This window comes from Streptomyces sp. ISL-12 (assembly GCF_018614415.1).
Lineage (GTDB): Bacteria > Actinomycetota > Actinomycetes > Streptomycetales > Streptomycetaceae > Streptomyces.
Genome location: NZ_JAGGOO010000122.1, coordinates 16,938 through 41,411, shown reverse-complemented (window position 1 = coordinate 41,411; position 24,474 = coordinate 16,938). Strand labels below are relative to the sequence as shown.

Annotated in this window: 22 protein-coding genes and 4 pseudogenes; 20 read left to right on the top strand and 6 right to left on the bottom strand. The window is 71.4% G+C overall.

Features of this window, described 5'->3' with window-relative positions; genetic code table 11:
• Nucleotides 1–316: 316 nt before the first annotated feature.
• A complete protein-coding gene (locus J7I94_RS29970; RefSeq protein WP_215172070.1) occupies nt 317–1,660 on the bottom strand; it encodes an MFS transporter in 1,344 nt (447 codons plus the stop codon).
• Here J7I94_RS29970 and J7I94_RS29965 point away from each other — a divergent pair.
• Entirely contained in the window at nt 1,659–2,474 is an 816-nt protein-coding gene (locus J7I94_RS29965) for an AraC family transcriptional regulator (protein WP_251075943.1), read from the top strand. The genes J7I94_RS29970 and J7I94_RS29965 overlap by 2 nt on opposite strands.
• Nucleotides 2,475–2,678: 204 nt before the next feature.
• Here the strand turns inward: J7I94_RS29965 and J7I94_RS39085 are convergent, their stop codons facing one another.
• A complete protein-coding gene (locus J7I94_RS39085) occupies nt 2,679–3,272 on the bottom strand; it encodes a TetR/AcrR family transcriptional regulator (RefSeq protein ID WP_215172068.1) in 594 nt (197 codons plus the stop codon).
• A 184-nt stretch (nt 3,273–3,456) separates the two neighbouring features.
• Here J7I94_RS39085 and J7I94_RS29955 point away from each other — a divergent pair, with 184 nt between their 5' ends.
• The 8 genes from J7I94_RS29955 (at nt 3,457) to J7I94_RS29920 (ending at nt 11,890) form a co-directional block, all read left to right on the top strand.
• The gene (locus J7I94_RS29955; RefSeq protein ID WP_215172066.1) at nt 3,457–4,251 is read left to right on the top strand and encodes an SDR family NAD(P)-dependent oxidoreductase; all 795 of its coding nucleotides are present in this window, start codon (nt 3,457–3,459) and stop codon (nt 4,249–4,251) included.
• Nucleotides 4,252–4,404: 153 nt separating this feature from the next.
• Nucleotides 4,405–5,277 carry a helix-turn-helix transcriptional regulator gene (locus J7I94_RS29950; RefSeq protein WP_251075942.1) on the top strand — a complete coding sequence of 291 codons (873 nt, stop codon included), beginning with the start codon at nt 4,405–4,407 and terminating at the stop codon, nt 5,275–5,277.
• Complete coding sequence (locus J7I94_RS29945; RefSeq protein WP_215172064.1) at nt 5,274–5,459, top strand: DUF397 domain-containing protein; 186 nt, start codon at nt 5,274–5,276, stop codon at nt 5,457–5,459. The genes J7I94_RS29950 and J7I94_RS29945 overlap by 4 nt, the downstream gene beginning before the upstream one ends.
• Before the next feature lie 85 nt (nt 5,460–5,544).
• A complete protein-coding gene (locus J7I94_RS29940; protein WP_251075941.1) occupies nt 5,545–6,420 on the top strand; it encodes an AraC family transcriptional regulator in 876 nt (291 codons plus the stop codon).
• Nucleotides 6,421–6,588: 168 nt separating this feature from the next.
• Complete coding sequence (locus J7I94_RS29935) at nt 6,589–7,491, top strand: ABC transporter ATP-binding protein (RefSeq protein ID WP_215172062.1); 903 nt, start codon at nt 6,589–6,591, stop codon at nt 7,489–7,491.
• A 64-nt stretch (nt 7,492–7,555) separates the two neighbouring features.
• Nucleotides 7,556–8,623: an iron-siderophore ABC transporter substrate-binding protein gene (locus J7I94_RS29930; protein WP_215172060.1), complete on the top strand. Its 1,068-nt coding sequence runs from the start codon at nt 7,556–7,558 to the stop codon at nt 8,621–8,623.
• A gap of 7 nt (nt 8,624–8,630) precedes the next feature.
• On the top strand, nt 8,631–10,736 hold the full coding sequence (locus J7I94_RS29925) for an iron ABC transporter permease (RefSeq protein WP_308114756.1): 2,106 nt from the start codon (nt 8,631–8,633) through the stop codon (nt 10,734–10,736).
• A gap of 47 nt (nt 10,737–10,783) precedes the next feature.
• Complete coding sequence (locus tag J7I94_RS29920) at nt 10,784–11,890, top strand: peptidase C39 family protein (protein WP_215172058.1); 1,107 nt, start codon at nt 10,784–10,786, stop codon at nt 11,888–11,890.
• Here J7I94_RS29920 and J7I94_RS29915 read toward each other — a convergent pair.
• Nucleotides 11,865–13,715 (bottom strand): sigma-54-dependent Fis family transcriptional regulator, encoded by a 1,851-nt coding sequence (locus J7I94_RS29915; protein ID WP_215172056.1) that lies wholly within the window; start codon nt 13,713–13,715, stop codon nt 11,865–11,867. The genes J7I94_RS29920 and J7I94_RS29915 overlap by 26 nt on opposite strands.
• Before the next feature lie 219 nt (nt 13,716–13,934).
• Here J7I94_RS29915 and J7I94_RS29910 point away from each other — a divergent pair, with 219 nt between their 5' ends.
• From J7I94_RS29910 to J7I94_RS29890, 5 genes are read left to right on the top strand one after another with little or no spacing between them, the layout of a single operon-like run.
• Nucleotides 13,935–14,729, top strand: a complete 795-nt coding sequence (locus tag J7I94_RS29910) for an acetoin reductase (protein WP_215172054.1) — start codon at nt 13,935–13,937, stop codon at nt 14,727–14,729.
• A 41-nt stretch (nt 14,730–14,770) separates the two neighbouring features.
• On the top strand, nt 14,771–15,778 hold the full coding sequence (locus J7I94_RS29905) for an amidohydrolase family protein (RefSeq protein WP_215172052.1): 1,008 nt from the start codon (nt 14,771–14,773) through the stop codon (nt 15,776–15,778).
• Between the two features lies 1 nt (nt 15,779).
• On the top strand, nt 15,780–16,577 hold the full coding sequence (locus J7I94_RS29900) for a metal-sulfur cluster assembly factor (RefSeq protein ID WP_215172050.1): 798 nt from the start codon (nt 15,780–15,782) through the stop codon (nt 16,575–16,577).
• On the top strand, nt 16,574–17,599 hold the full coding sequence (locus J7I94_RS29895) for an NAD(P)-dependent alcohol dehydrogenase (RefSeq protein ID WP_215172048.1): 1,026 nt from the start codon (nt 16,574–16,576) through the stop codon (nt 17,597–17,599). The genes J7I94_RS29900 and J7I94_RS29895 overlap by 4 nt, the downstream gene beginning before the upstream one ends.
• Nucleotides 17,600–17,622: 23 nt before the next feature.
• On the top strand, nt 17,623–17,952 hold the full coding sequence (locus J7I94_RS29890) for a putative quinol monooxygenase (RefSeq protein WP_215172046.1): 330 nt from the start codon (nt 17,623–17,625) through the stop codon (nt 17,950–17,952).
• Between the two features lie 87 nt (nt 17,953–18,039).
• Here the strand turns inward: J7I94_RS29890 and J7I94_RS29885 are convergent, their stop codons facing one another.
• From J7I94_RS29885 to J7I94_RS29875, 3 genes are all read right to left on the bottom strand, one after another.
• Nucleotides 18,040–18,693, bottom strand: a complete 654-nt coding sequence (locus J7I94_RS29885) for a bifunctional 2-polyprenyl-6-hydroxyphenol methylase/3-demethylubiquinol 3-O-methyltransferase UbiG (RefSeq protein WP_215172044.1) — start codon at nt 18,691–18,693, stop codon at nt 18,040–18,042.
• 64 nt (nt 18,694–18,757) lie between these two features.
• Complete coding sequence (locus tag J7I94_RS29880; RefSeq protein WP_215172043.1) at nt 18,758–19,810, bottom strand: CU044_5270 family protein; 1,053 nt, start codon at nt 19,808–19,810, stop codon at nt 18,758–18,760.
• Nucleotides 19,807–20,463, bottom strand: a complete 657-nt coding sequence (locus J7I94_RS29875; RefSeq protein WP_215172041.1) for an RNA polymerase sigma factor — start codon at nt 20,461–20,463, stop codon at nt 19,807–19,809. The genes J7I94_RS29880 and J7I94_RS29875 overlap by 4 nt, the downstream gene beginning before the upstream one ends.
• Nucleotides 20,464–20,802: 339 nt before the next feature.
• On the opposite strand from J7I94_RS29875, the pseudogene J7I94_RS38735 reads away from it, so the two are divergent.
• The 6 genes and pseudogenes from J7I94_RS38735 to J7I94_RS39595 form a co-directional block, all read left to right on the top strand.
• A pseudogene (locus tag J7I94_RS38735) lies at nt 20,803–20,916 on the top strand (helix-turn-helix domain-containing protein); the annotation flags it as partial.
• Nucleotides 20,917–21,217, top strand: a pseudogene (locus J7I94_RS29870) (transposase); the annotation flags it as partial. It abuts the pseudogene before it with no gap.
• 522 nt (nt 21,218–21,739) lie between these two features.
• Nucleotides 21,740–22,180, top strand: coding sequence for a MarR family winged helix-turn-helix transcriptional regulator (locus J7I94_RS29865; protein WP_215172039.1), 441 nt, complete (start codon nt 21,740–21,742; stop codon nt 22,178–22,180).
• Nucleotides 22,181–22,263: 83 nt separating this feature from the next.
• On the top strand, nt 22,264–23,151 hold the full coding sequence (locus J7I94_RS29860) for an NmrA/HSCARG family protein (RefSeq protein WP_215172031.1): 888 nt from the start codon (nt 22,264–22,266) through the stop codon (nt 23,149–23,151).
• 723 nt (nt 23,152–23,874) lie between these two features.
• Nucleotides 23,875–23,985, top strand: a pseudogene (locus tag J7I94_RS39300) (IS5/IS1182 family transposase); the annotation flags it as partial.
• A 208-nt stretch (nt 23,986–24,193) separates the two neighbouring features.
• Nucleotides 24,194–24,388, top strand: a pseudogene (locus J7I94_RS39595) (hypothetical protein); the annotation flags it as partial.
• Nucleotides 24,389–24,474: the final 86 nt, after the last annotated feature.

The following is a 24,474-nucleotide window of genomic DNA, read 5'->3' as shown; positions in this document are numbered from 1 at the left end:
TGGTCGCGCTCCGCGGCGGAGCGACGGCCACCAGGCTGGGCGCGGGCGTTGTCCGCTTTCCAGACCGGTTCGCTGCCCAGTGCGACCGGACGGTGCTCATTCAGGAGTGATCGGCAGGCGTCCGTGTGCGCGTCCGCGGGTTCGGCGCCGTACACCTCCTGGCGGCACAGCGCGCCACAGCGCGTCGCGGAGCCGGCGACGACTCCACGCGCGCTGCCACCTGCGACGTCATGCAGCGCATCCTCGCGCTGACCGCAGCGATTCAGTTCGGATCTCCGGGTGAACGAACGAGAGACGGCGCCGTGATGCGCCAGTTCTACGGCTGGTGTGCGGCTTCGGGACGCGTCGGTGGGGATGGCGGCTGTGCCATGGTGACGGTGTAGCGCCAGAACGGTCGTACAAGCAGTGCGCCGACGATGACGAAGACCATGCAGAGCAGCGAACTGCCTGTCCACGCGAGACCGAGACCGGTGGCGGAGGCCATGGCGCCGGCACGTAGGTCTCCGAGGCGCGGACCGCCGGCGACGACGACGGTGAAAACGCCTTGCAGCCGGCCGCGCATGGCGTCTGGTGCGTAGGTCTGCAGAATCGTCTCGCGGTAGACCGCGCTGACGAGGTCCGCCGCTCCGGCAGCGGCCAGCAGTGCCGCGGCCGCGAGGAGGTGGTGGACGGTGCCCGCGAGGGCGATGGCCGCCGCCCAGGTGGCGACGGCGATCGCCAGCGCCCGGCCTTGGCGGCGCACTCGTCCGATCCATCCGCTGAACAGCCCCGCTGCGACCGACCCGATGGCGATGGCCGAGTACAACAGTCCCACTCCTCCGCCGAAGCGCAGCCGTGCCGCTTCCGGGAACAGGGCGGTCGGCATGGCCATCGTCATCGCCGCGATGTCGACCGCGAAGGACATCCAGAGCACGGGGGCGGCGGCGATGAACCGCAGCCCGTCGAAGACCGAGCGCAGCCCGCCGGTGCGGGCCCCCGAGCCGGTCGGCGGGATCGGGGGCAGGTGAACGGCCGAGTACAGCAGGACGGAGAAGAGCACGGCGTCGGCGCCGTAGGCCCAGCAGTAACCGTTCGGCAGCGAGATCAGGAGGCCCGCCACAAGGGGCCCGGCGACCTGCCCGACATTGCCGGCGGTGAAGTACAGCGTGTTCGCGGCGGGTACCAACGAGGTGGGGACGATGCGGGGAATGATCGCGCCCCGGGCCGCGGACGACACGGCGAAGGCGCCGGCCTGGACAGCGACGAGGGCGAGGATGAGGGGCACCGAGCGCAGATCGGCGAGCGCCTGGAACAGCAGGGCGAGTGTGATCGCCCAGGTGAGGCAGGCCGACGCCAGGTAGAGCGTACGGCGGTCGCACCGGTCGGCGATGGCGCCGCCGTACAGGCCGAAGACCACGAGCGGTACCAGGCCGGCCAGCCCCGTCAGCCCCACGAACAGCGACGACCCGGTCAGCGCGTACACCTGTACCGGGACAGTGACGCTGGTGACCATGGTCCCGATGTATGCCGCGCCCTGCCCGATCAGCAGGCGACGGAAGGCAGGGTGCGCCAGCGGGCGGGTGTCGAGGGCGATACCGCGCAGACTGGAGACCAGCCGGGCCTTCAGTGCGGGCGGGGCCGCGGGAGGAAGCTCGCGCGGGGTGTGGGACGTCGTGGGCATGACCACCACGCTGGCAGGACCGCGCTGTGTACCGCTTCCGTTATTCTGCCGTCGTATGTCGGAAAACGGTCAGACGGAGGAGGCGTCGGAGCCCAGGGACACCTCGCATGCCCACCTCGCGGGCGAGGTCATCGGCCGCCACCAGCATGGCTATCACCAGCTTCTCTACGTCAGCGCCGGTGTGCTGGCGGTGCAGACGGGCGAGGCGTCCTGGGTGGCGTCCAGGGCGCGCGCCGTGTGGATTCCGGCGGGCATCTGGCATCAGCACCGGGTGCACGGGCACAGTTCCGTGCACACGCTCGGCTTCGCCGCCCACGACGTCCTGCTGAGGTCCCGGGTGCCGGTCGTCGTGGCCGTGGACACCCTGGTGCGCGAACTGATCATCGCGTGCAGTGAACCGTCCCTCCCGCAGCAGGAGGCACGCCACCTGCGCGCCGTCCTGCGGGACCGGCTGCGGCGAGCCCTCGTGGAGCCATTGACGCTGCCCACTCCCACCAACCCCCTGCTGCGGCAGGCGTGCGCGCTGGTGGCCGGCGATCTGCGGCAGCCGCGGACTGCCGCCTGGCTCGCGCGGAGCATCGGCGTGAGCGAGCGCACCCTGGCCCGGCTGTTCAGGAGTGAGTTCGGCATGACCTATCCACAATGGAGAACCAACGTCCGGGTGTTTCACGCCATGGTGCTGCTGGCGGAGGGAGCAAGCGTCAGTGAAACGGGACGCCAGTGCGGATGGGCCACCACCAGTGCGTTCATCGACACGTTCAGCCGCACCATGGGCCAGACGCCGGGAACCTATCGCGTCGCACCCGGTGGGTGAGTCCCCGAGCCAGGCTCCGTGAGCCGAAGGCCAGCTCACCTCGAACAGTACCGAGGACGCACCCCGGCGGTGTCATCGCCCGCTTCCTGGAGCGAGTCCTCGCGACAACCGCGCAACAACCGCCGCGATCTGGCGCAGCGACCACACCGGACAGCCCGTCCTGCGCTCACTGACCGCCTACGACCACCGCCCCCTTGGAATTGATCATCTGGACCCCGTCCCGGGTGCGGGCAGCCGCGCTTCCAGGAGCTGTTCGGCCAGTTCGGTCATGTGGTCGCCGGGAGTGGTGGTGCCCATGGCGGCGGCCAGGACCTGTGCGCCGTCGAGGATGACGAGGAGCTTCCCGGCGGTGTCCTCGGGGTCGGTGTCCCCGGCCTCCCGGAGCTGCTCGGACAGCCACTCCTGCACCTCGGTCTTGTGCGCGACGGCCGCGGCGTGGGCCGGGTGCTCGGCGTCGGGGAACTCGCTGGTGATGTTGAGCGTGGCGCAGCCCCGGTAGCCGGGCCGGGTCATGTCCTGGCGGGTGAGGTCGAACAGGAGCCGGATGCGCGCGCGGGCGTCGGGCGCGGCGGCGGCGGACTCGCGCAGGTGCCGCCACCAGTCGTCGTTGCGGCTGACGAGGTAGGCGGTGACCAGGTCGTCCTTGGTGGCGAACTGGCGGTAGAGGGTGGCGTTGGCCACCTCCGCGCGGCTGATCACCAGGTCCATGCCGACCGCGCGGACCCCGCGGGCGTAGAACAGGTCGCCCGCGACCTTCAGGATGTGCCGCCGTGTCTCCTCGGCGGAGCGTCGCGCCACGGGTCCTCCTCGGGCGGGTGGGTCGGGTGGGTCGGGTGGTTGGTTCGGGTGGTTCGGCCTGGGGGCCTGGCCGATCCCAGTATGAGACAGAACGTTCTCTGTAACAAAGTTTGACAGGAGAGAACGCTCCGTCTCAAAATGAGTGAGAACGATCCGTCTCAAACCCCGAGGGAAACGAAACACCATGCAGATCGACTTCGCCGGCCGCACCGCCCTGGTCACGGGCTCCACCATGGGCATCGGGCTGGCCACGGCCGAGGCCTTCGCCCGTGCCGGTGCCCGCACCGTCCTCAACGGACGTGACGAGACGCGCCTGAAGGCGGCGGCCGAGGGCATCCGGCAGCGCGTACCCGGCGCCGACCTGGTCACCGTCGCCGCGGACGTCACCACCGCCGAAGGGGCCCAGGTCCTGCTGGAGGCGGTTCCCCGGGTGGACGTCCTGGTCAACAACACCGGCATCTTCGCCTCGACCCCGGTCCTGGAGATCGAGGACGCCGAGTGGCGGCACTTCTTCGAGGTCAACGTCCTCAGCGGCGTACGGCTGGCCCGCCAGTACATGCCCGGCATGATGGAACGCGGCTTCGGCCGCATCGTCTTCGTCTCCAGCGAGACGGCCATCGACACGCCGCTGGACATGGTCCACTACGGCATGACCAAGACCGCGCTGCTGGCGGTGGCCGGCGGCCTGGCCAAGGCCGCCGCGGGCACCGGCGTCACCGTCAACTCCGTCCTGCCCGGCCCCACGCACACCGAGGGCATCGAGGAGTACATCACCGCCCTCATCCCCGAGGCGGAGTCCTTCGACGCCGCCCAGCGCGAGTTCATCTCCCGCTTCCGCCCCACCTCCCTGCTGGGCCGGCTGATCCGCCCCTCCGAGGTCGCCGACCTGATCCTCTTCACCGGCTCGGAACGGGCGTCGGCCACCACCGGCGCGGCGCTGAAGGTCGAGGGGGGCACCCTCACGTCGCTCACTCCGTGACGGGCGCGCGGGCGTGCGGCCCGGGGCGTGGTGCGTACGGTGCGTCAGCGTACGGGCACAAAGAGTAGACGGTACGACGATCTCGCCGTCACCCTGGGTGCTGTCGATCGCGGGGATACAGCACGCGACGTACACACCTGGAGGTGGCCGCGGATGACGCACGGCGACATGAGCGAGAGCAGGGAACCGGAGGCGGCCTGTGAGACGGAGGTGCGGGAGCCCGACCCCTCGGACAGTCTGCGGACCTTCGGGGCCGTCGTCCAGGCCCTGCGGGAACACGCGGGGCTCAGCAGGGCCGAGTTCGCGACACGCGTCCAGTTCTCCAAACACACCGTGGAGTCGGTGGAGTTGGGCCGGCGGATGCCGGACGAGTCCTTCGTGGAACTGGGGGAGGAGGCAACGGGGAACACGGGGGCGCTCAGGAAGTCGTCACGGCACCTGACGCGCGGCGAGGCCGGGTTGGCGGCCTGGTTCCGGCGGTGGGCCCGGCTGGAGCAGGTGGCGCTGAGCCTGTGCACGTACGAGTGCCGGCTGGTGCCGGGGCTGTTGCAGTCGCCGGGGTACGCGCGGGCGGTGTTCGAGGGGACGGTGCCCGTGGCGCCGGATGAGCAGTTGGAGGACTTTATGGCCCGGCGCATGGAGCGGCAGCGGATGCTGTTCGAGCGGCCCACCACGCCGTTCAGCTTCATCGCCGAGGAGCACGTCTTCCGGCGGCGGTTCGGGGACGCGGAGCAGATGCGGGAGATGCTGGACCATGTCCTGGAGCTGACCGCACCGCGCAACGTGACCCTCCAGATCGTGCCGATGGAGGCCGGGTTGCATGCCTGTCTGGATGGGCCGGTTCGGCTCTTGGAGACTCCCAAGGGGCAGCGGTTCGCGTACTCCGAAGGCCAGCAGAACGGTCGCCTGATTTCCGACGCGAAAGAGGTGAGCCTGCTCTACCAGCGCTATGACACACTGCGCTCGCAGGCCCTGAACGCCAAGGACTCGCGGGGTCTGTTGGAGCGACTCCGAGGAGAACTATGAGCACGACGGAACTGGCGTGGTTCAAGTCCAGCTACAGCGGCAGCCAGGGTGACGACTGTGTGGAGATCGCTGTCACCGAGCAGGCCATCCACATACGGGACTCCAAGGACGTGACGCGTCCGCACTTCGCCGTCGGGCGCGCGCAGTGGTCGCGGTTCGTGGGGTTCGCGGCGCGGGTCTGAGCCGTCTGCGGGTGCGTCCCGGCCGTCGGTCGTGGGCCGACGTCCGCCGCCGGGGCGCCGGACCTGCTCGGATAGACTCGCCGATATGGTCCGATCGTCCCGCGGTGAGTCGACCCCCGGGATGTGGCGGCGGGAGGCGGGCACCGTGGTGCGCCGGGCTCTGGCGCTGCCGGAGCAGGCAGCGGCCCCGTCCTCCATCGTCGCCGGCTTCCGGGTCGTCCCGGTTCCCACGGAGTACCCGCCGCACGCGCACGACCTGCACGAACTGGTCTGGGTGCGCGGGGGAACGCTGACCTCCCGGGTGAGGAACAGCGTCTTCACCGTGTTCGGCGGGCACGGGCTGTGGATGCCCGCCGCAATGGTGCACGAGGGCCGGGCGACGGCGGGCGCGGAGTTCTTCCACGCCTTCTTCGCGCCCGAGCACACCCCGTTCGCGTACGGGGAGCCCAAGGCGATCGCGATGACGCCGTTGCTGGAGTCACTGCTGACCCATCTGTCCCGTACGGATCTCGACGCGGCGGCCAGGGCGCGGGCGGAGTCGGTCGTGTTCGACGTGATGCGGCCCTCGGAGCGGCAGTTCGCGTTGCAGTTGCCCGGCGACCCCCGGATCGACGCGATCGCCGCGGCCCTGCTGGACGATCCCGCCGACTGCCGCTCGCTGGAGGAGTGGGCGCGACGGCTGGGGACCAGTGACCGCACCATCACCCGAGCGTTCCGCCAGACGACCGGCCTGTCCTTCGCGCAGTGGCGGCAGATGCTGCGGGTACACCGGGCGCTGGCGCTCCTCGCCGAGGGAAGCGAGGTGGCGACGGTCTCCGAGACGCTCGGCTACGCGCAGCCCAGTTCCTTCATCGCCGCCTTCCGGCGGGTCATGGGCACCACGCCGGGCGCGTTCTTCGGCGCGACGGACGGGATTTCTGGGCATGTCCGGAATCCCGTATCGCGTGACCAGAACTCCTGATTGTCGGCATGGCGAGCGGACTATAGCCTTCTCGGAGTTAGGTAACCCTTAGTTGTTGCTCGACGCGAACGGTGCTGTCCGTGCGTGGGGGAGTGCGCGGCCCTTCCGGTGAAGGCCGGACGGAGGGTGCCGCCGTCCTCGTCCCTCCGACCGTCCGGACCCGTCTCGATGTTCACGAATCCCCTCCGGCCCGCCAGTGACCCCGCGGCCGGCCCCGCCGCCCCGGCCGGCGCGCTCGCCGGGCACGACCTGGTGCTGCGGTACGGCGGCAAGCCGGTCGTCCACGGTGTCTCCATCGCCCTGGAGCCCGGCCGGGCGACCGCCCTGGTGGGGCCGAACGGCAGCGGCAAGTCCACGCTGCTGCGCGCGCTCTCCCGGCTGCACCGGGTGGACGGCGGCCGGGTGACGCTCGGCGCCCCCGGTGAACCGTCCGAGCGCGACGCGGCGCTGCTCAGCCCGCGTCAGTTCGCCCGCGAGGTCACCCTGTTCTCCCAGTCGAGGCCCGCGCCCCAGGGGCTGACGGTCACGGAGGTCGTGGCGTTCGGCCGTCACCCCTACCGGCGCGGCTTCGCCGGACCGACCGCCGAGGACCGGGCCGCCGTCGACCGCGCCATGGGCGTCACCGGCGTACGGGACATGGCCGGCCGGCCGGTCGGGGAACTGTCCGGCGGGGAGATGCAGCGCGTCTGGCTCGCGGCCTGCCTCGCCCAGGACACCGGCGTCGTCCTGCTGGACGAACCGACCAACCACCTGGATCTGCGCTACCAGATCGAGACGCTCGACCTGGTGCGCGACCTCGTCCAGGAGCACGGCATCGCGGTCGGGATCGTGCTGCACGACCTCGACCAGGCGGCCCGGGTCGCGGACACCCTCGTCCTCATGCGCTCCGGACGCGTCCACGCGCTGGGCGCACCCGTGGACGTCCTCACCGCCGAGAACATCGGCGAGGTCTACGACATCCAGGTCGAGGTCGGCGTCGACCCCCGCACGGGCCGGCTCCGCATCGACCCGGTCGGGCGGCACCCCGGCACGCCCGTCCCTCCCCAGGCGGCTCGTCCACCGCTCCGATGAGCAGCCGCCACACCGCGTCAGTACACCGCAGCGATCATCCGCGTCCCATGAAAGAGGATCAGTCATGAACCGTCCCCGTCGCCTGGCCGCATCGGCCGTCACCGGCATCTCCCTTCTCGCCGCGACGGCCTGCGGTACCACCGACGTCGACAAGGCCACGGGCGGCAGCGGCAGCGCCAGCGCGTCCCCCGCCTCCGAGAGCTGTGCCGACGACACCACGACCACCTCGACGGGACCGGTCTCCTTCAAGGACGGCGTCGGCCGGCAGGTGAAGCTCGACAAGCCCGCCGAGCGGATCGCGGTCCTGGAGTGGCAGCAGATCGAGGACGCGCTGACCCTGTGCGTCACCCCCACCGCCGTCTCCGACGCCGAGGGGTACAGCACCTGGGTCAGCGCCGAGAAGCTGCCCGGCGGGGTGACGGACATCGGCACCCGTGAGGAGCCCGACCTCGACACCCTCTACGCGGCCGACCCCGACCTGATCATCGTGGAGGCGTTCAAGGCCGACGACGAGATGGTCAAGAAGCTGGAGAAGAGAGACGTCCCCGTGATGGTCACGCGCGGGGCGGACCCGGACGACCCGATCGGGAACATGCGCGAGGTGTTCAGCATGATCGGCAAGGCGACGGGCCGCACCGAACGCGCCGACCAGGTGCTCGAGGAGTTCGACGCGCACCTCGCGACGGCCAAGCAGAAGGTCGTCGACGCCGATCTGCCGACCAAGAAGTTTCTGTTCTTCGACGGATGGCTGCAGGGCGGCAACCTCACCGTCCGCCCCTACAGCGACGGCGCCCTGTTCACCGAGATAGGCAAGGAACTCGGCATAACCCCGGCGTGGACCGACGCGATCAACAAGGACCACGGGGACGGCGGCGTCGACCCCTCCTACGGACTCGCCCAGACCGACGTCGAGGGACTCACCGCGGTCGGTGACGCCAACCTCTTCTACGCGAACGACGAAGGCGCCGGCGGGTACGTCGAGGCGCTGAAGAAGAACGAGATCTGGAAGACGCTCCCGGCGGTCAAGGAAGGCCGCGCCCACTCGTTCCCGGCGCGGGTGTGGGGCGCCGGCGGTCCGCGCTCCTGCGAGCAGGCGATCGACGCCTACGTCGACGTACTCGACAACAAGTGAAGAGCAAGTGAAGACAGCGATACGCACAGCGCCGCCCGAAGGGAGTTCGCCGCCGCGTGACGAGCGCGGCGGCGGCCCCGCCGGGGTGGCCGTCCTGGCACTCCTCCTCGCCGCGACCGTCCTGGTGGGCCTGTGGCACCTGACGCAGGGCACGTCGGGCGTCGGCGTCGGCGACCTGGTGCGCCACTTCACCGGGCAGCCGGAGGAACCCGGCGGGGCGCCGGTCGGCGAGATCTTCACCGGCTCACGCCTGCCGCGCCTGCTCGCGGGCGTGGCGGTGGGCTTCGCCCTCGGCTGCGCCGGCACCCTCCTGCAGTCCGTCACGCACAACACGCTCGCCTCCCCCGACACCCTCGCGGTCACGGCCGGGGCCTACTTCAGCCTCACCCTCGTCGCCGCCTTCGGCCTCACCGTCCCGCTGTGGGCGTCGGGCGCCGTCGCCTTCGCCGGCGGCCTGGTCGCCGCCGCGCTCGTGCTGCTCCTCGCGGGCCGGGCCGCCGGCACCACGGGCACCCGCCTCGTCCTCGCCGGATCGGCGACGGCGATGGCCCTGGACGCGGCGACCAGCATGCTGCTCATCCTGTTCGACCAGAACACGACCGGCCTCTTCGCCTGGGGCAGCGGCTCGCTCGCCCAGCTGAACATCGACGCGTCGGTACGCGCCTACCCCCTCATCGCGGTGGTGCTGTGCGTCGCCCTGGCGCTGTCCCGGCGGCTGGACGTGATGAACCTCGGCGACGACGCCGCGTCCACCCTCGGCGTGCCGATCCGCAGCACCCGCGTCACCGCCGTGCTCTGCGCCGTGCTGCTGACCGGCACCGCGGTGACCCTCGCGGGCCCCATCGGCTTCGTCGGCCTCGGCGCTCCCGTGCTGGCCCGCCTGGTCGCCGCGCGGGTCCGCGCCCTGCGCCGGCACCTCTTCCTGATCCCGGCGGCCGGACTGCTCGGCGCGCTGCTCATCCTGCTCGCGGACGCGGTCCTGCGCGCGGTGCAGGGCGCGGACGGCGCCGCCGCCATCCCCACCGGCGTACCGACCGCGCTGCTCGGCGCCGTCGTGATCGTGGTCCTCGCGCTGCGCCTGCGGGACACGGGCGGCCTGCGCCGGCCCCCGCACGCGCGGGTCGCCGTCCGCTCACGCCGGGCCTTCCTCCTCGTCGTGGCCGGCGCGGCGGTACTGCTGGCCGGGGCGGCCGTCGTGGCGGTCCTGGCCGGGAGCCTGTGGCTGCGCACGGGAGACATCGCGCTCTGGTTCCAGGGCACCGCCCCGAGCCTGATCGGCCAGGCCCTCGACGACCGGGTTCCGCGCGTGCTCGCCGCGGTCCTGGCCGGCGCCGCCCTCGGACTGGCCGGAAGCGTCGTGCAGAGCGCCGTACGCAACCCGCTGGCGGAGCCGGGCGTGCTCGGCATCACGGCGGGCGCCGGACTGGGCGCGGCGAGCGTCGTCACCTCCGGGCTGTCCGGCGGACGGCCGGTGCTCATCGTGGTCGCGGTCGCGGCGGGGCTCCTCACCTTCGCGGTGATCACCCTGCTGGCCTGGCGCGGCGGCTTCCTGCCCGACCGGTTCGTCCTGATCGGCATCGGCATGGGGTACGGCCTCACCTCGATCACCACCTTCCTCCTGCTGCGCGCCGACCCGTACAACACGCCGCAGATCTTCACCTGGCTCTCCGGCACCACCTACGGCCGTACGTTCCCCGACGTCGTACCGGTCGCGGTGGCCCTGGCACTGGCCCTTCCCGTCCTGCTGTCCATGCGCGGCCGGCTCGACCTGCTCGCCGTCGACGAGGACACCCCGCGCATCGTCGGCGTACGGGTGGAACGCACCCGCTTCGCCGCCCTGGCGATCGCCGCGGTGCTCGCGGCGCTCAGCGTGGTCGCCATCGGTGTCGTCGGCTTCGTGGGGCTCGTCGCCCCGCACCTCGCCCGGTCCCTGGTGGGCGCCCGGCACGGCCGCGCGATCCCGGTCGCGATGCTGCTCGGCGGTCTGCTGGTGTGCGTGGCCGACGCCCTCGGCCGCACGCTCATCGCCCCCGCCCAGTTGCCGGCGGGCCTCATGATCGCCCTGGTCGGCGCGCCCTACTTCATCTGGGTGCTCCGGCAGTCCCGCGCCTGACACACCCTCACACCCCCTGTCCCCACCGTCCCGCCAGGAGCACCGGAATGCCGTCCCCGCAGGAAACGCCCGTGCAGGGCGTCGTGGTCCCGTTCGAGCCGGGTACGCCGCCGGCCCGGCTGACGCGGCTCGCGCGCCCCGAGGTGGTGGAGCGCTGGCGGGCGGCCGACCGCTCCGCCCACGCTCCGCACCTCGTGGCCGTCCCCGGCGAGGAGGGCGACGGCGCGGACTGGACCGGCGCCGCGCTGGTGACGGCCCGCCCGGACACGGCCTACCTGAAGATCGTCGACGCCGTCGGTGACGTACCGGCGGCCGTCGCGGCCGTCGTCGCCCACGCCCGCCGCCGACGGCTCGCGCAGGTCAAGTGGGAAGGCTGGACGGCAAGCCCCGAGGACGCGGCCGACGCCGGCTTCACCCCCCTGACTCCTCCCCTCTCCCACTCGGAGGGCGCGACCGGACCGGCCGCCGGACACGTCCGCTGGCTGCACGACGAACCGGTGAGCGAACCCCCGTACTACGGCCAGAGCACCCACTTCACCTGCGGCGCCGTCACCGCCCTCGTCGCACAGGCCCACGCGGGCACACTGCCGTGGGCGGCGCTCGACCGTCAGGCGGAGCTGACGCTGTGGCGCGACGCGACCAACTTCCTCGCCTGCGAGCCCGTCGGCCTGGGCGTCGCGCTGCGCCGGGCGTGGCCGACGTCCCCCGTCACCGTCCACCTCGACACGGACCGCCCCGTCCTCCTGGACCACCTCCCGGCGAAGGACCAGGAGTGGCGTGCCCTGCTCCAGACCGCCTCCCGCACGGAGGCCGCCCGCCTCGGCGTCCCGGTCGACCCGAGCCGCCTCTCCCTGACCGCGCTCCGGGACGCGATCGGCCGACGCGAGCAGGTGCTGCTCCTGCTCTCCCTCGCCGTGATGCAAGGCTTCGACGTCCCGCACTGGGTGCTCTGCCACGGCGCCGTCCCCGGCGCCGTCGTGATCGACGACCCCTGGGCCAACGCGGCGACGGGCGACACCTGGGTCGACGCCCACCTCCTGCCGGTGCCGGACCCGTCGCTCGACGCGATGTCGGTGATCTCGCCGGGGGGTTTCCGGGGGGCGGTGACCATCGGGCCCGCACGCCCCCTCAACGGCGGGCCGTCGGCAGCGTGATGCCGTACGCCCGCATCTTGCGGTAGATCGTCGTGCGGGAGATGCCGAGGCGCTGGGCGGCCAGCAGTTTGTTGCCGTCCGCCTCCAGCAGGGCCTGCACCAGGGTGTCGCGTTCGGAGGCCTCCCAGGCGCTCAGGGAGCGGCCGGCCGTGCTGTGCAGGGACGGGGGCAGGTCGCGGGGTTCGATGCGGTACGTGCGGCGGCCCGCGGCGGCCCTGCTCAGGACGTGGTTCAGCTGGCGGACGTTGCCGGGCCAGTCGTGCCGGCGCAGCAGGGGCAGGACCTCCGGCGCGCACTCCAGGTCCGCGCCGACGCGGCGCAGCAGGCAGTCGACCAGGGCGGGCAGGTCCGCGAGGCGGTGCCGCAGTGCGGGGACCGCCGCCGCTTCGGTGAAACAGCGCCTCAGCGGCTCGGGCACGACCGCCGCGTGGTGGAGCGTGCCCATGATCCCCACGATCCAGGTGCCCTGTGCCGCCGCGGCGTCCAGGGCCCGGGCGACGGCCGGTGCCTGCTCGGCGGGTACGGCGTCGATGTTCCGCAGGACCAGGGCGCGGCCCGGACCGGCGGGCGCCGCAAGCAGGGCGGCGGGCAGGTCGGTGCCGGTCCCGGGCGCGGTGTCCGGGGCCGGAGGGTGCGGGGCCAGGGCGTCCACGACGACGGGTGCCGAAGTCGCCCCGGTGAGCGCGTGCGCGGCACGGGCCAGGGCGGTCTTGCCGGTGCCCGGCTCACCGTGGAGCAGCAGCGGCGTCCGTTCGCGGGCGCAGTGCGAGGCCGTACGGGAGACGGTGTTCCAGGCCGGGTCGGTCCCGGCCAGGCCCGGCAGCGGCCACGGCAGGGAGGCGTTCCGCTCGCCACGGGAGCGGGCGCCCGTGCGGGAGCCGACACCGGGACGGTCCTCGCGGCTGCCGGGGTGCTCCGGGAAGGCCAGTTCCAGCAGGTACCCGGCCGCGCCCGCGGAGCTGTCGACCTGGCGGCAGCGCATCAGCACGGTCTGCCCGCCGGTCAGCCGCACCTCCGTGCGGACGCGCGGCGCGTGCCCCGACTCGGCGGCGGCCTCGTGCAGCAGCCGGTGGTCGTCGCCGGTGAGCCGGGCGGAGGCGGCGGAGTTGGCGAGCACGAGGTCCTGGCCGAGGCAGAGCACCGGCCGGTCCCCGTAGTGGGTCACTTGCTGGAACGCCTCCAGCAGGGCACGCTGGTGGGAGCTGGTGAACTCGTACATCACGCGCTCGATGTCACCGACGGCCTCCTGCACCAGGGCGGCCATGAGGGTGCGCGCCGGACCGTTCCAACAGGTCAGGTTCATGGCCCCCTCGACCCGGCCGGTGACCGAGTTGCGGATCGGGGCGGCGGCGCAGGAGACGCTCTGCAGACGTTCGTTGAAGTGCTCGGTGCCCAGCACCACGTTGGGCCGGCGTTCCTCCAGCGCGACGCCGATGCCGTTGGTCCCGACGAACTGCTCGGCGTAGTTGAAACCGGGCGCCAGGTGGACCCGGTCCAGGTGAGCCGAGAGCCGTTTCTCGCCGACGCGGCGGTCGCGTACCCAGCCTTTCCGGTCCGTCACGATCACGCAGGCGTCCGATCCGGCCAGCGCCCGTTCCAGACGGTCCAGGACCGGCGTGGCGGCGCGTACCAGGCGGCTCTCCCGGTCGTAGTCCGGCTGGTAGGGGACGACCACCTCGTCCGGGCGGATCCCCAGGTACTTGGAGCGCTGCCAGGAGTTGCGGATGCTCTCGGGCACGATCGGCGCGGGCGGGTCCTGGTTCTCCAGGAACTTCAGGCGTGCTCGCGCGATGGTCCGGTCCCGCGCTGTGCTGTCGCTGAGCATGGCGCCTCCGATGAGCGTGTTTCCGCCATATTACGAACGCGTTTGCACCTGTCAACGGGTGGTTCGCCACGACTTTCCGACGCGTTCGCCGCGCCCTGACCACGGGGCGGTCCGGGTGTGTTCCACATTGAAAAACTCGACGGCGCTCCCCGCCCCCACGCTGAGGGACAGCACCGCACGAAGGTGCGGCCGCTCAACGTCGAGCACAGGAGCAGCACTATGACTACCTCCGGCAACGCACCCCGTACCGCCATCGTCACCGGCGCCGCCCGCGGCATCGGCCGCGGCATCGCGGAGCGACTGGCCGACGACGGGCTGGACGTGGCCGTCGCCGATCTCCCCGGCATGGGCGAGGAGTTGAGCGAGGTGGCGGCCGGTATCGAGAAGAAGGGCCGCCGGGCCCTCGCCGTGCACGCCGATGTGACCAGCAAGGAGCAGACCGACGCGCTCGTCGCGGAGGTGGCGGACCGCTTCGGCAGGGTCGACGTCTACGTGGCCAACGCCGGCATCGCCCGGGTCACCCCGCTGCTGGAGACCGGGCTCGACGAGTTCGAGCAGATCATGGCCGTGAACCTGCGCGGCGTCTTCCTCTCCTACCAGGCCGCGGCCCGGCAGATGATCGCCCAGGGCGGCGGCGGAAAGATCATCGGTGCCGCCTCGATCGTCGCGTACCGCCCGTTCGCGCTGCTCGGCACCTACTCGGCGTCGAAGTGGGGCGTACGCGGCCTCACCCAGGCCGCCGCCATGGAGTGGGCGCGGTACGGCATCACCGTCAACGCGTACTGCCCGGGGATCGTCGGCACCGACATGTGGGACCTGATCGACGAGCGGCTGGCCGAGGAGGCCGGCATCCAGAAGGGCCAGGCCATCAAGAAGCACGCGGAGGCGATCGCCCTCGGCCGGGTCGAGGAGCCCGCGGACGTCGCGTCCTTCGTCTCGTACCTGGCCTCGCCGGACTCGGACTACATGACCGGCCAGTCCGTCATGATCGACGGCGGCATCCAGTTCTCCTGACGTACCTCGGACCACCCCAGCGCACCGAAGGAGCGAGCGAAATGTATTCCAAGGACGGCGAGAACTACTTCATCGTGGACGCGCACATCGCCCTGTGGGACGCGCGCCCCGAGAACCAGCTCAACATCCACGGCAAGCAGTTCATCGACTGCTTCTACGACTACCACCGCAACCTCGGCCCCGAGTCCGAGCACTGGCCGTACGAGGAGTTCCTCTACCAGGGCGGGGAACGCCTGATGAAGGACCTTTTCGTAGACGGGTACGTGGACCACGCAGTCTTCCAGCCCGCCCGCCTCGGTGCCTTCTACCGCAACGGCTTCGGGCAGACCGAGGAGGCGTCCGCGCTCGCACGGAAGCACCCGGACAAGCTGACGTACAACCACTCGTGGGACCCGCGCTACGAGCAGAAGGGCCTCGACCAACTGCGGCGGGACGCCGAGCGGTTCCAGCTCAAGGGCGTCAAGCTGTACACGGCTGAGTGGAAGGGCGACTCGCGCGGCTACAAGCTCGACGACCCCTGGTCGCGCCGGTACCTGGAGACGGCGATCGAGCTGGGCATCAAGAACATCCACATCCACAAGGGCCCGACCATCCGCCCGCTGGACCGCGACGCCTTCGACGTCGCCGACGTCGACTCGGTGGCGAGCGACTACACGGAGCTGAACTTCGTCGTCGAGCACTGCGGCCTGCCCCGCCTGGAGGACTTCTGCTGGATCGCCACGCAGGAGCCCAACGTGCACGCCGGCCTCGCGGTGGCCATCCCCTTCATGCACACCCGCCCGCGCTACTTCGCGCAGATCATCGGCGAGCTGCTGTACTGGCTGGACGAGAACCGCATCCAGTTCTCCAGCGACTACGCGCTGTGGACGCCGCGCTGGCTGATCGAGCGGTTCGTCGACTTCCAGATCCCCGAGGACATGCAGGACGAGTACCCGCCGCTCACGGTGGCCCAGAAGAAGAAGATCCTCGGGCTGAACGCGGCCGCCATGTACGACATCGAGGTCCCGGCCGGCCTCGGCGTCGGCCTCACCGAACCGGCGGTGGCCTGAGATGCCCGCCCGTACCGCCGCCGCGAGGGAACAGTCCGTCCGCGCGGCGCTGGACACGGTCTACGACCCGGAACTGGACGAGCCGATCACCGACCTCGGCTTCGTACGCTCCGTGACGACGGCCCCCGGCGGCAAGCTCACCGTCCACCTCAGGCTGCCCACCTCCTTCTGCTCGCCGAACTTCGCCTACCTGATGGCCTCCGACGCCAAGGACGCGCTGACGGCGCTGCCCTGGACCCGGGAGGTCGTGGTGCTCCTCGATGACCACCACGACTCGGACCTGATCAACCGGGGGCTGGCCGCGGACGCGGGCTACCGGGGCACGTTCGGGGCGGAGGCGGAGAAGGACCTCGAAGCGCTCCGGCTGACGTTCCGCCGCAAGGCGCACGCCGCGGCGATGGAGCGCGTACTGACTCTCGTACTCCGTGCCGATCCGGGCCTCACCGAGGAGGACCTCCACGGCGTGGTGCTCGGCGACCTCCCCGACACGGCGACGACCCATGCGCTGCTGCGCCGACGGGAGGCCCTCGGCCTCGGCACGGCACCGACCGACCCGGTCCTGGTGGACGAGGAGGGGCGGCGCTACCCGCCGGGCGAGATCCCGCTGCGCCTCCGCTTCGCCCGTTCGATCCGGGTGTCGATCGACGGCAACGCCCATTTCTGCCGGGGCCTGCTCCGCACCCGGTACCCGCAGTCCGCGGCCGACCAGTCCCCGCGCGCGGCGGAACCGTATGCGGCGGAACCGTGTGCGGAGCAACTCTTCCCCCTCGCCGCTCCGCCGAAGGAGAACGTCTCGTGAAGGCAGTCCAGGTCGTCGCCTACGGCAAGAACCTCGAAATGGCCGAGGTCCCGGCCCCCGAGGTCACCGGCCCGTACGACGTGATCGTCCGGATCGGCGGGGCCGGCGTGTGCCGCACCGACATCCACATCCTGGAGGGGCAGTGGGCCGAGAAGTCCGGTGTGACGCTGCCCTACACGATCGGGCACGAGAACGCCGGCTGGGTCCACGCCGTCGGCAGCGCCGTCACCAACGTCCGTGAGGGCGACAAAGTCATCGTCCACCCGCTGATCACCTGCGGACTGTGCCGGGCGTGCCGGGCCGGCGACGACGTGCACTGCGAGCACAACCTCTTCCCCGGCATCGACACGGCCGGCGGGTACGCCGAGTACCTGAAGACCTCCGCGCGCAGTGTCGTACGGATCGACGACTCCCTCGAACCGGCCGACGTCGCCGCGCTCGCCGACGCGGGCCTGACGGCGTACCACGCCGCGGCCAAGGCGGCCCGGAAACTGCGGCCCGGCGACCGCTGCGTCGTCATCGGCGCGGGCGGCCTCGGACACATCGGCGTCCAGGTGCTCAAGGCCATCACGGCCGCCGAGATCGTCGTCGTCGACCGCAACGCCGACGCCGTGTCCCTGGCCGTCTCCATCGGCGCCGACCACGGCGTCGTCGCCGACGGCGACCAGGTGGACCGGGTGCGCGAACTGACCGGCGGGAAGGGGGCGGAGGCGGTCATCGACTTCGTCGGCGAGGGCGGCGCCACCAAGGACGGCGTCGGCATGCTGCGCCAGGCGGGCGACTACCACGTGGTCGGCTACGGCGAGAACATCGACGTCCCGACCATCGACATCATCTCCGCCGAGATCAACTTCATCGGCAACCTCGTCGGCTCCTACAACGACCTGTGCGAGCTGATGGTCCTCGCGGCGCAGGGCCGCGTACGCCTGCACACCTCGAAGTACCCTCTCGACCGCTTCCAGGACGCCCTGGACGACCTCGGGAAGGGCCGGATCCGGGGCCGGGCGATCCTCACTCCGTGAACCCCCTGAGAAGGAAGTGACCCTTGATTTTCATCACCGCGAAGTTCCGCGTCCTGCCCGAGCACGCCGACCGATGGCCCGAGGTGGTACGGGAGTTCACCCTGGCCACCCGCGCCGAACCGGGCTGCCTGTGGTTCGACTGGTCCCGCAGCATCGCGGACCCGACGGAGTACGTCCTGGTGGAAGCCTTCCGGGACGACGAGGCCGGCGCGGCCCACGTCGACTCGGCCCACTTCAAGGCGGCCCAGCGGACCCTGCCGCCGCACCTGGCCGCGACACCCAGGATCGTCAACGCGAAGGTGGCCCAGGACGACTGGTCGCCGCTGGGTGAGCTGGCGGTCGACGAGGGCTGACGTGGCCGGCGACGTCGCGGAGGGAGCCGAACCCGGTCGCACGGGCGTCGGCCCCCTCCGCATGCGTTCCCGCGGGGGCCGCGCTGGTCAGGCGGGAGCGTCGTAGACCAGGGTGTACCGCCAGAACAGGCGACGGCGTATCCGGGCGCCGGGCAGCTCTCGGGCGGCTGCGGCCCGGATGCCGTTCAGGGTCTCCTGCGGGTCGGTGGTGGGTGCTGTCATGTGCGGGGGCAGCGCAGCGGCGCGGGCCGGGTGCTTGGCCAGTCCCATGACCGGGTTCGCGAGTACGGCCGGGAGGGTGGCAAGCAGGTCGGCGGGGCCGGCCTCCCGGTAGCAGCCGACGATCACCAGGCGCCCGCCCGGGGTGAGACAGCCGCGCAGTTCCCGCAACGTGGGCACCAGCGGGAGGTGGTGCAGGACGGCGACGAGGGTGACGGCGTCCCAGCGGCGCCGCCGGTCGCGGTCCGCGAAGCCGGCCTGGACGATGGTGACCGCGGGGTCGTCGGCGAAGCGTTCCGCTGCCGCGCGAGCGGTCGCGGGGTCGGGTTCGAGCCCGGTGACGGTGGTGCCCCGGCGGCGGAGCAGTGCGACGAGATTACCCGTGCCGCATCCGACATCGAGGACGTCGCGGGCCCCGGACGCGGCGACACGGTCGGCGGTCCAGGGGCCGTAGTGGTCGTTGTGGCTCCACGGGTGTCTCTGGTTGAAGCGGTGGAGGTGAGACGACAGGGACAGCGTCATGGCGCCACGGTAATTCTCCGGCGGCGGCCCGACGCCAGAAGCCCCGGGCCGCAGGTGTGCGGTCTCAGTCCAGGTAGGCGTCGTACTGTTCGACGTCACCGGGCTTGAGCTGCATCTTCGGGTCGGTCTTGATGCTGGAGAGCTCTGTGCCCAGGATGCGTCCGGTGTGCTCGTCGAGGATGATCGTCCACCGCACCGTCCCCTTGAAGTCCGCGGCGTACGCCTGGCCCTGGCGCCCCACACGGTCCTTGACCGGACCGATGGCACGGATGCCGGACTGCTTGGCGAGCAGGCCGTCGATCGCGGCCGTCTGGGCGGGGCCGGGCGTCCAGTCGCGCAGCAGCGCCTCCACGGAGTTCAGCGTCCAGTACGCGCTGCCGCGGGTGTCGGGGTTCTCCTCCGCCAGGTAGTCGGCGAGGCCGCCGACGGTGGTCGGGGGCGTGCTCCGGTACTCGGCGAGCTTCTCCCACGACCCCGCCGGCAGTCGCGTACGGTCGACGACCCGGCCGTCCTCCAGGTCCTGCACCTCACCGCTGCCGTCGGCGTTGAAGCGCTCACGGGTCTCGATCACCGGCATCTGCTCCGGCTTGTGCTTGCCGTCGTCCCACATCCCCAGTGCCCACTCCCGGCGGTGGGTGCCGCGCTGCGCGGCGCCGGGGGAGTCGGCGAGGGCGGCGGCCCGCTCCGCGACGGTGGCGAGCGGCACGGTGGCCCGGGAACTCTCCACCTTGAGCGGGGCGGGCGCGGCGACGGCCGTCTGACCGCTGCTGCCGGTGACGGCGAACCCCGCCATGGTCGCCGCGACCACGGCGGCAGCCGCCCCGAGGGACATCGACCGCACGGGCGTCAGCCAGCCGAAGGCCGAGGGGCGGCCGGTGGCGGAACGTGGCGTGGCGGCCGTCTCGTTGGCCTCGTTCATCAGATGTGCTTCGAGCTCCGCGCGACGGGTGGGCGAGAGCCGGGGGGCGACGGGCTGCGGGACCATCGCACGCAATGCGGCGAGTTCGGCGCGGTCGCGGGCCTCCTGCCGCTCCCGCTCTTCCTCCTGGTCGGCCGGGTCCGCCGGACGGGAGGACGGGGTGGCGGAGCCGGAACGGTTCCGGAACAGGGCGTTCATGCGAGGTTCTCCTGGGTGGTTCGAGCCAGAATGCCGTCTACGTGCTGTATTTGTCCGCTGCCTCCGGGGGGTTCCCGGCCGGGTGCGCCCTGTGTGTCGTCGCGCCGGGCGGCCGGGTGCCCTACGGAGTCGCGCAGCTTGGCGCGGGCGCGGGACAGCCGGGAGCGCACGGTGCCGACGGGTATCCCCAGGGCCTCGGCGGCGGACGCGTAGTCCAGCCCGCCCCAGACGCACAGGGTGAACACCTCGCGCTCGGCGCGCCGCAGTCCCTCCAGCGCCGCCTTGGCCGCCGCCAGTTGTTCGGCGTCCGCCAGCCGCCCGGTCACCTCCTCGGCGAAGTCCGGGACGGTGTCCGAGCGCGGCATCCGGGCCAGGGCCCTGCGGTGCCGCCGGACGGAACGGGCCGTGTTGCGCAGGACGTTGGTGGCGATGCCCAGGAGCCACGGGCGCAGACTGTCGGTCTCCTCCGGGCGCAGCCGCTCGCGCGAGCGCCACGCCTCCAGGTAGGTGAGGGAGACGACGTCCTCGGCCGTGGCCCAGTTGCCCGTGGACCACAGGGCATGGCGGTACACGGCGTCAGCGTGTTCCCGGAACGCCTCGGCGAGCGCGGCAGGGTCGCCTTCGCGGAGGCGGGCGGGGGTTGAGTGAGTCACGTGGATTGATGTCCGACCGGTCTGGCGGGTTCCTGAGACGTGCGTCACAGGTGCTGGGCAGATCGTGGGGTCGACGCTCAGGTCCCCGCGATCCCCTTGAGGATCACATCCGCGAGCATGCGGGCGACGGGGGCGGAGCACACCCCGAGGTGGACGAGCGCGTAGCGGGCCTGGCCGTCGCGGTCGTCGGTGTCCTTGTCTGTCCGGTCGTACGGGATCTGTCGTTACGGCACCCGGTCGCGCTGGGGCTGGTTCCCCGCGGCCCGGGGTGCGTTCCGAGCCTTCCACGCCTTCGTCACCGGCCGCAGTCAGGAACCGCGTCGGCGTTTCGCGGAGGGGCTGAGGGCCCTGCGGGCCAAGAGCGGGCTGAGCCTGCGGCGGCTCGGGCAGTGGCTGGGCTGGGGCTGGTCCCTGTTCGGCAAGATGGAGAAGGGGGAGACGCTGGGCGGCCCGGCGTGGGAGCTGTCCGGGGCGAAGGCCGTCGTCGGCGGCGCCACGGTGATCGCCGATGGCGGCTACCGTGGCGCTGTCCTGGTGATCCCGCACCGCCGCGGACCCGGTCAGGCCGGGCTCCCGGCATGGAAAGAAGAGAAGAGCACGACCGCTCTCACCGCAAGGTCCGTGCCCGCGTCGAGGACCCTTCTCCCGCATGAAGAGCTGGAAGATCCTCCGCGACTGCCGATTGCAGAGGGACCGCGTCCGTTACGCCATGCTTGGCATAGCCCGCCTCCACAACCTCGCGCTTGCCGGATAAGACCGGCCCAAGGCGGGCATCCCCACGCTGGTCATGTCGAGACACCCATCGCCGGAAAACGTGAGCAGGTGGGGAGTGAATGTCAGGAAGGCGCTCAAATGAGCGAGGGGAGGGCGATGAGGTAGGAAGTGTTCACGTTTTTCGTGACGGGGGTTGTGTCCGGGGGTGGCTGTCGGGCTGCCTCGAAATCGCGGGGAGCCCTACGGGTTGGTCGGTGAGCACCGAGCACTTCGTGACCGGCAGGGGCGCGGTGGAAGCGCGGCAAGCGGCAACAACACCGGATACACCGACTACCCCACCCTCGATGCGGCACAGAAGTGACATGGCACCGGCGCGCGACCCGTCGCGCGCCGGTAGAGGCGCCACCTGAGGGTGAAGGGACAGGGTCAGTCGATGGAAGTGGTCGGGGTAGGAGTGCAAGGCCGGTCTCGCACAGGTGTACATCTCCTGGTGAGTGGCGACGTGGTCTGCCGGCCCGCGACGAGTAGGCTGATCGTTCGCCATCGGACGGAGGAGGCCGGCGTGGACTATGGCGACAAGCTCTTCTGGCTCTCGGTTGTGATTCAACGCAAGTACGCGCAGATCTGCGTCGAGTTCGACCTGACCCCTTCGCAGGCCACGCTGCTCTGCGCAGTCAGGAACGAGCCGCGGCAGATGGCTGACCTCGCCGCGTCGTTGGGTATGACCAAGAACGCATTGAGCCAGCTGGTCGATCGCACCGCGCGGCGCGAGTTGGTCGGGCGGGCGAGCTCGGCGCAGGACCGACGGGTCGTCATGCTCAGTGTGACGCCCACGGGGAAGGTGCTCGCCGAGGCCGTTTACGCCGAGGTCGCCAAGCGCCTGCCCGAGATCGCGAGGAATCTCGACGCCGACGACCAGCGCGACTTTGAGCGCTTGGCCACCGCCATCGTGGACACCTCGGACCTCTCTTCGCCCACCTCGAACCAACCCATCACACCGTGAGGTCCCGCTGCACCCGCACCTTGACGTAGTTCATGGCGTGAACTAGTTTCGTTCATGCCATGAACTAGTGAAGGGTGGCAGCGATGAGCACACAGACGGCCGGCACGATCGCAGTCTTCGGCGCGACGGGGCAACAGGGCGGGGCGGTGGTCGACGCGCTGCTGGACCACAAGGCGCGGGTGCGGGCCTTGGTCCGCAACCCGCAGTCCGACCGGGCTCAGGCGCTGGCCGCCCGCGGCGTCGAGCTGGCGGCCATCCGGACCGACGACCCGGCGTCGCTGGCCGCCGCGCTGGCGACGGTCGAGGGGTTCTACTTCATGACCCCGGAGGCGAACAGCCTCGAAGAGGTCGAGGCGGAGATCCGCATCGGTACCGCGCTCGTCGACGCGGCGGTCGAGGCGGACGTCCCGCACGTCGTGTTCAACTCGGTCTTCGGAGCGGACCGGGAGTCGGGTGTGCCGCACCACGACTCGAAGCACTGGATCGAGGAGCACCTGAGGAAGTCCGGCCTGAGGGCCTCGATGGTTCGCGCGACCGCCTTCATGGAGAACTTCGCGAGCGTGATGGCACCGAGCCTGGAGCATGGGGAGATCGTGCTGAGGCTGCCGCTGCCGGAGGACGTCGCCCTGAAGATGATCTCGGTCAGGGACATCGGCCGGGTCGCCGCCGCGCTCCTGCTCGACACCGCGGAGGCGCCCGGCGGAGCCGTCGAGCTCGTCGGCGACGAGCTGACGGGCCCCCAGATCGCCGCGGCGTTCGGCGCGCGCGCCGGGCTCCCGGCACGGTACGAGGCCCTCCCGTTGAGCGTGCTTCCCACCGACCTCGACAAGGCGATGTTCCGCGAGTTCGCGAAGGCGGCGGAACCTTCGGACCTCGCGGTGGTGAGCTCGATCGAGCCGGCCACCCTGGACCTGGTTGAGTGGATCCGAGCTACCGGCTGGACCGCGCCCACGAACGTGGCTGGTTCCTGAGCCTCCGGCCGCGATGAACGCCGCGATCGTGCCCACGGTCTCGGCGCTCTGGGCACGGCAACGCATCCGCCAACGGTTGAAGTAGTCACGAAGCTCCCGGGACGTGCCCGAGGCCGGCACCGGCACACTGGTTGTCGAGAGGCCGCCGGTCGACGGCGAGGTGAAGATCCACGTCCAGGAGACCCCGGGCCGCCAACCAAAAGACCTCACCGACCACGCCCCGAGGCCGCCGCGCCGGCGTCTGGACCCGTATAAGGGATGGCCGGAACAGGCTTGACCGCGTCGGCCATCCGCAACGGTGCTCGGCGCCTCTCTGACCGCCGCTGCGGCCTTGTTCCCGTCTGACCACCAGAGGCGGATCGACTTCATTGACACATGGTCGGCTACCTCGAAGCTGTATCTCAACCGATCATGGAATGTGCGGGTCGAACAGGTTCCCCGCTGGGGTGATCTCCCCGTTGTGCGTGCATGAAGACAGGGCCTCTCGGTAGCTCGGGGATGCGATTCCGACCGAGCAGTACCGGGAGGCCCTGGTGACGTTGTTGTACGCGTCCGAGCCCGTCCGGTTCAACTCGGCTGCGCCGTCGTGTGATTGCCTCACGCACGTGTACGGCAACGCAGCCGATCGTCCCGACCGGGTGCGCCGGTATCCGTCGGACATGACGGACGCGGAGTGGGCGGCCATCCGACCGCTGCTGCCGGTGCCGGCCTGGCTGAAGGGCGCTGAAGGGCCGGGGCGGGCAGCCCGAGGGCTACTGCCATCGCCAGCTGCTGGACGCGGTCCGCTGCCTGGTCGCGGACGGGATCCCCTGGCGGGCGATGCCCGCGGACTTCCCTGACTGGGGCCGGGTTCACGCCTTCTTCCGCCGCTGGCGCGAGCGCGGGCTGATCACCGGGTTCCACGACCGGCTGCGCGGGAAGGCCCGTGAGCGCGAGGGCCGTGAGGCCGAGCCCACGGCGGGAATCATCGACGCACCGTCGGTGCGGGCCGCCGCGACGGTCCCGGCCGCCTCACGCGGCTACGACGGCGGGAAGGAGGTGACACACCCAGTGCACGGACTCTGCAGCAGCCGGCCGAGGACTGATGCTCCTCCACGGCGGCTTCGACGGCTCGCCCGGGACCACGGCAGCCATCGGCCACGAGGTCGTGGCCGCACTCGAAGCAGTCGGTCCTGGACTGACGCCGCCGCCTGGTCGGCCAGGGACCGACCATCGGAGAGGTCGGCTCAGTAGCTGAACCCCCCTGTACGAACACTGTTTCCCCGTTGTACGACTACTCCGTATCTGATGACGGAAGTTGTGCACGCGGCGGTGGCAGTGGTG

What these genes read in the sequence shown, in the direction of transcription:
- J7I94_RS29965 (WP_251075943.1), top strand. Translation starts at nt 1,659, where the DNA reads ATGACCACCACGCTGGCAGGACCGCGCTGTGTACCGCTTCCGTTATTC.
- J7I94_RS29970 (WP_215172070.1), bottom strand. Translation starts at nt 1,660, where the DNA reads ATGCCCACGACGTCCCACACCCCGCGCGAGCTTCCTCCCGCGGCCCCG.
- J7I94_RS29955 (WP_215172066.1), top strand. Translation starts at nt 3,457, where the DNA reads ATGCAGATCGACTTCGCCGGCCGCACCGCCCTGGTCACGGGCTCCACC.
- J7I94_RS29950 (WP_251075942.1), top strand. Translation starts at nt 4,405, where the DNA reads ATGACGCACGGCGACATGAGCGAGAGCAGGGAACCGGAGGCGGCCTGT.
- J7I94_RS29945 (WP_215172064.1), top strand. Translation starts at nt 5,274, where the DNA reads ATGAGCACGACGGAACTGGCGTGGTTCAAGTCCAGCTACAGCGGCAGC.
- J7I94_RS29940 (WP_251075941.1), top strand. Translation starts at nt 5,545, where the DNA reads ATGGTCCGATCGTCCCGCGGTGAGTCGACCCCCGGGATGTGGCGGCGG.
- J7I94_RS29935 (WP_215172062.1), top strand. Translation starts at nt 6,589, where the DNA reads ATGTTCACGAATCCCCTCCGGCCCGCCAGTGACCCCGCGGCCGGCCCC.
- J7I94_RS29930 (WP_215172060.1), top strand. Translation starts at nt 7,556, where the DNA reads ATGAACCGTCCCCGTCGCCTGGCCGCATCGGCCGTCACCGGCATCTCC.
- J7I94_RS29920 (WP_215172058.1), top strand. Translation starts at nt 10,784, where the DNA reads ATGCCGTCCCCGCAGGAAACGCCCGTGCAGGGCGTCGTGGTCCCGTTC.
- J7I94_RS29915 (WP_215172056.1), bottom strand. Translation starts at nt 13,715, where the DNA reads ATGCTCAGCGACAGCACAGCGCGGGACCGGACCATCGCGCGAGCACGC.
- J7I94_RS29910 (WP_215172054.1), top strand. Translation starts at nt 13,935, where the DNA reads ATGACTACCTCCGGCAACGCACCCCGTACCGCCATCGTCACCGGCGCC.
- J7I94_RS29905 (WP_215172052.1), top strand. Translation starts at nt 14,771, where the DNA reads ATGTATTCCAAGGACGGCGAGAACTACTTCATCGTGGACGCGCACATC.
- J7I94_RS29900 (WP_215172050.1), top strand. Translation starts at nt 15,780, where the DNA reads ATGCCCGCCCGTACCGCCGCCGCGAGGGAACAGTCCGTCCGCGCGGCG.
- J7I94_RS29885 (WP_215172044.1), bottom strand. Translation starts at nt 18,693, where the DNA reads ATGACGCTGTCCCTGTCGTCTCACCTCCACCGCTTCAACCAGAGACAC.
- J7I94_RS29880 (WP_215172043.1), bottom strand. Translation starts at nt 19,810, where the DNA reads ATGAACGCCCTGTTCCGGAACCGTTCCGGCTCCGCCACCCCGTCCTCC.
- J7I94_RS29860 (WP_215172031.1), top strand. Translation starts at nt 22,264, where the DNA reads ATGAGCACACAGACGGCCGGCACGATCGCAGTCTTCGGCGCGACGGGG.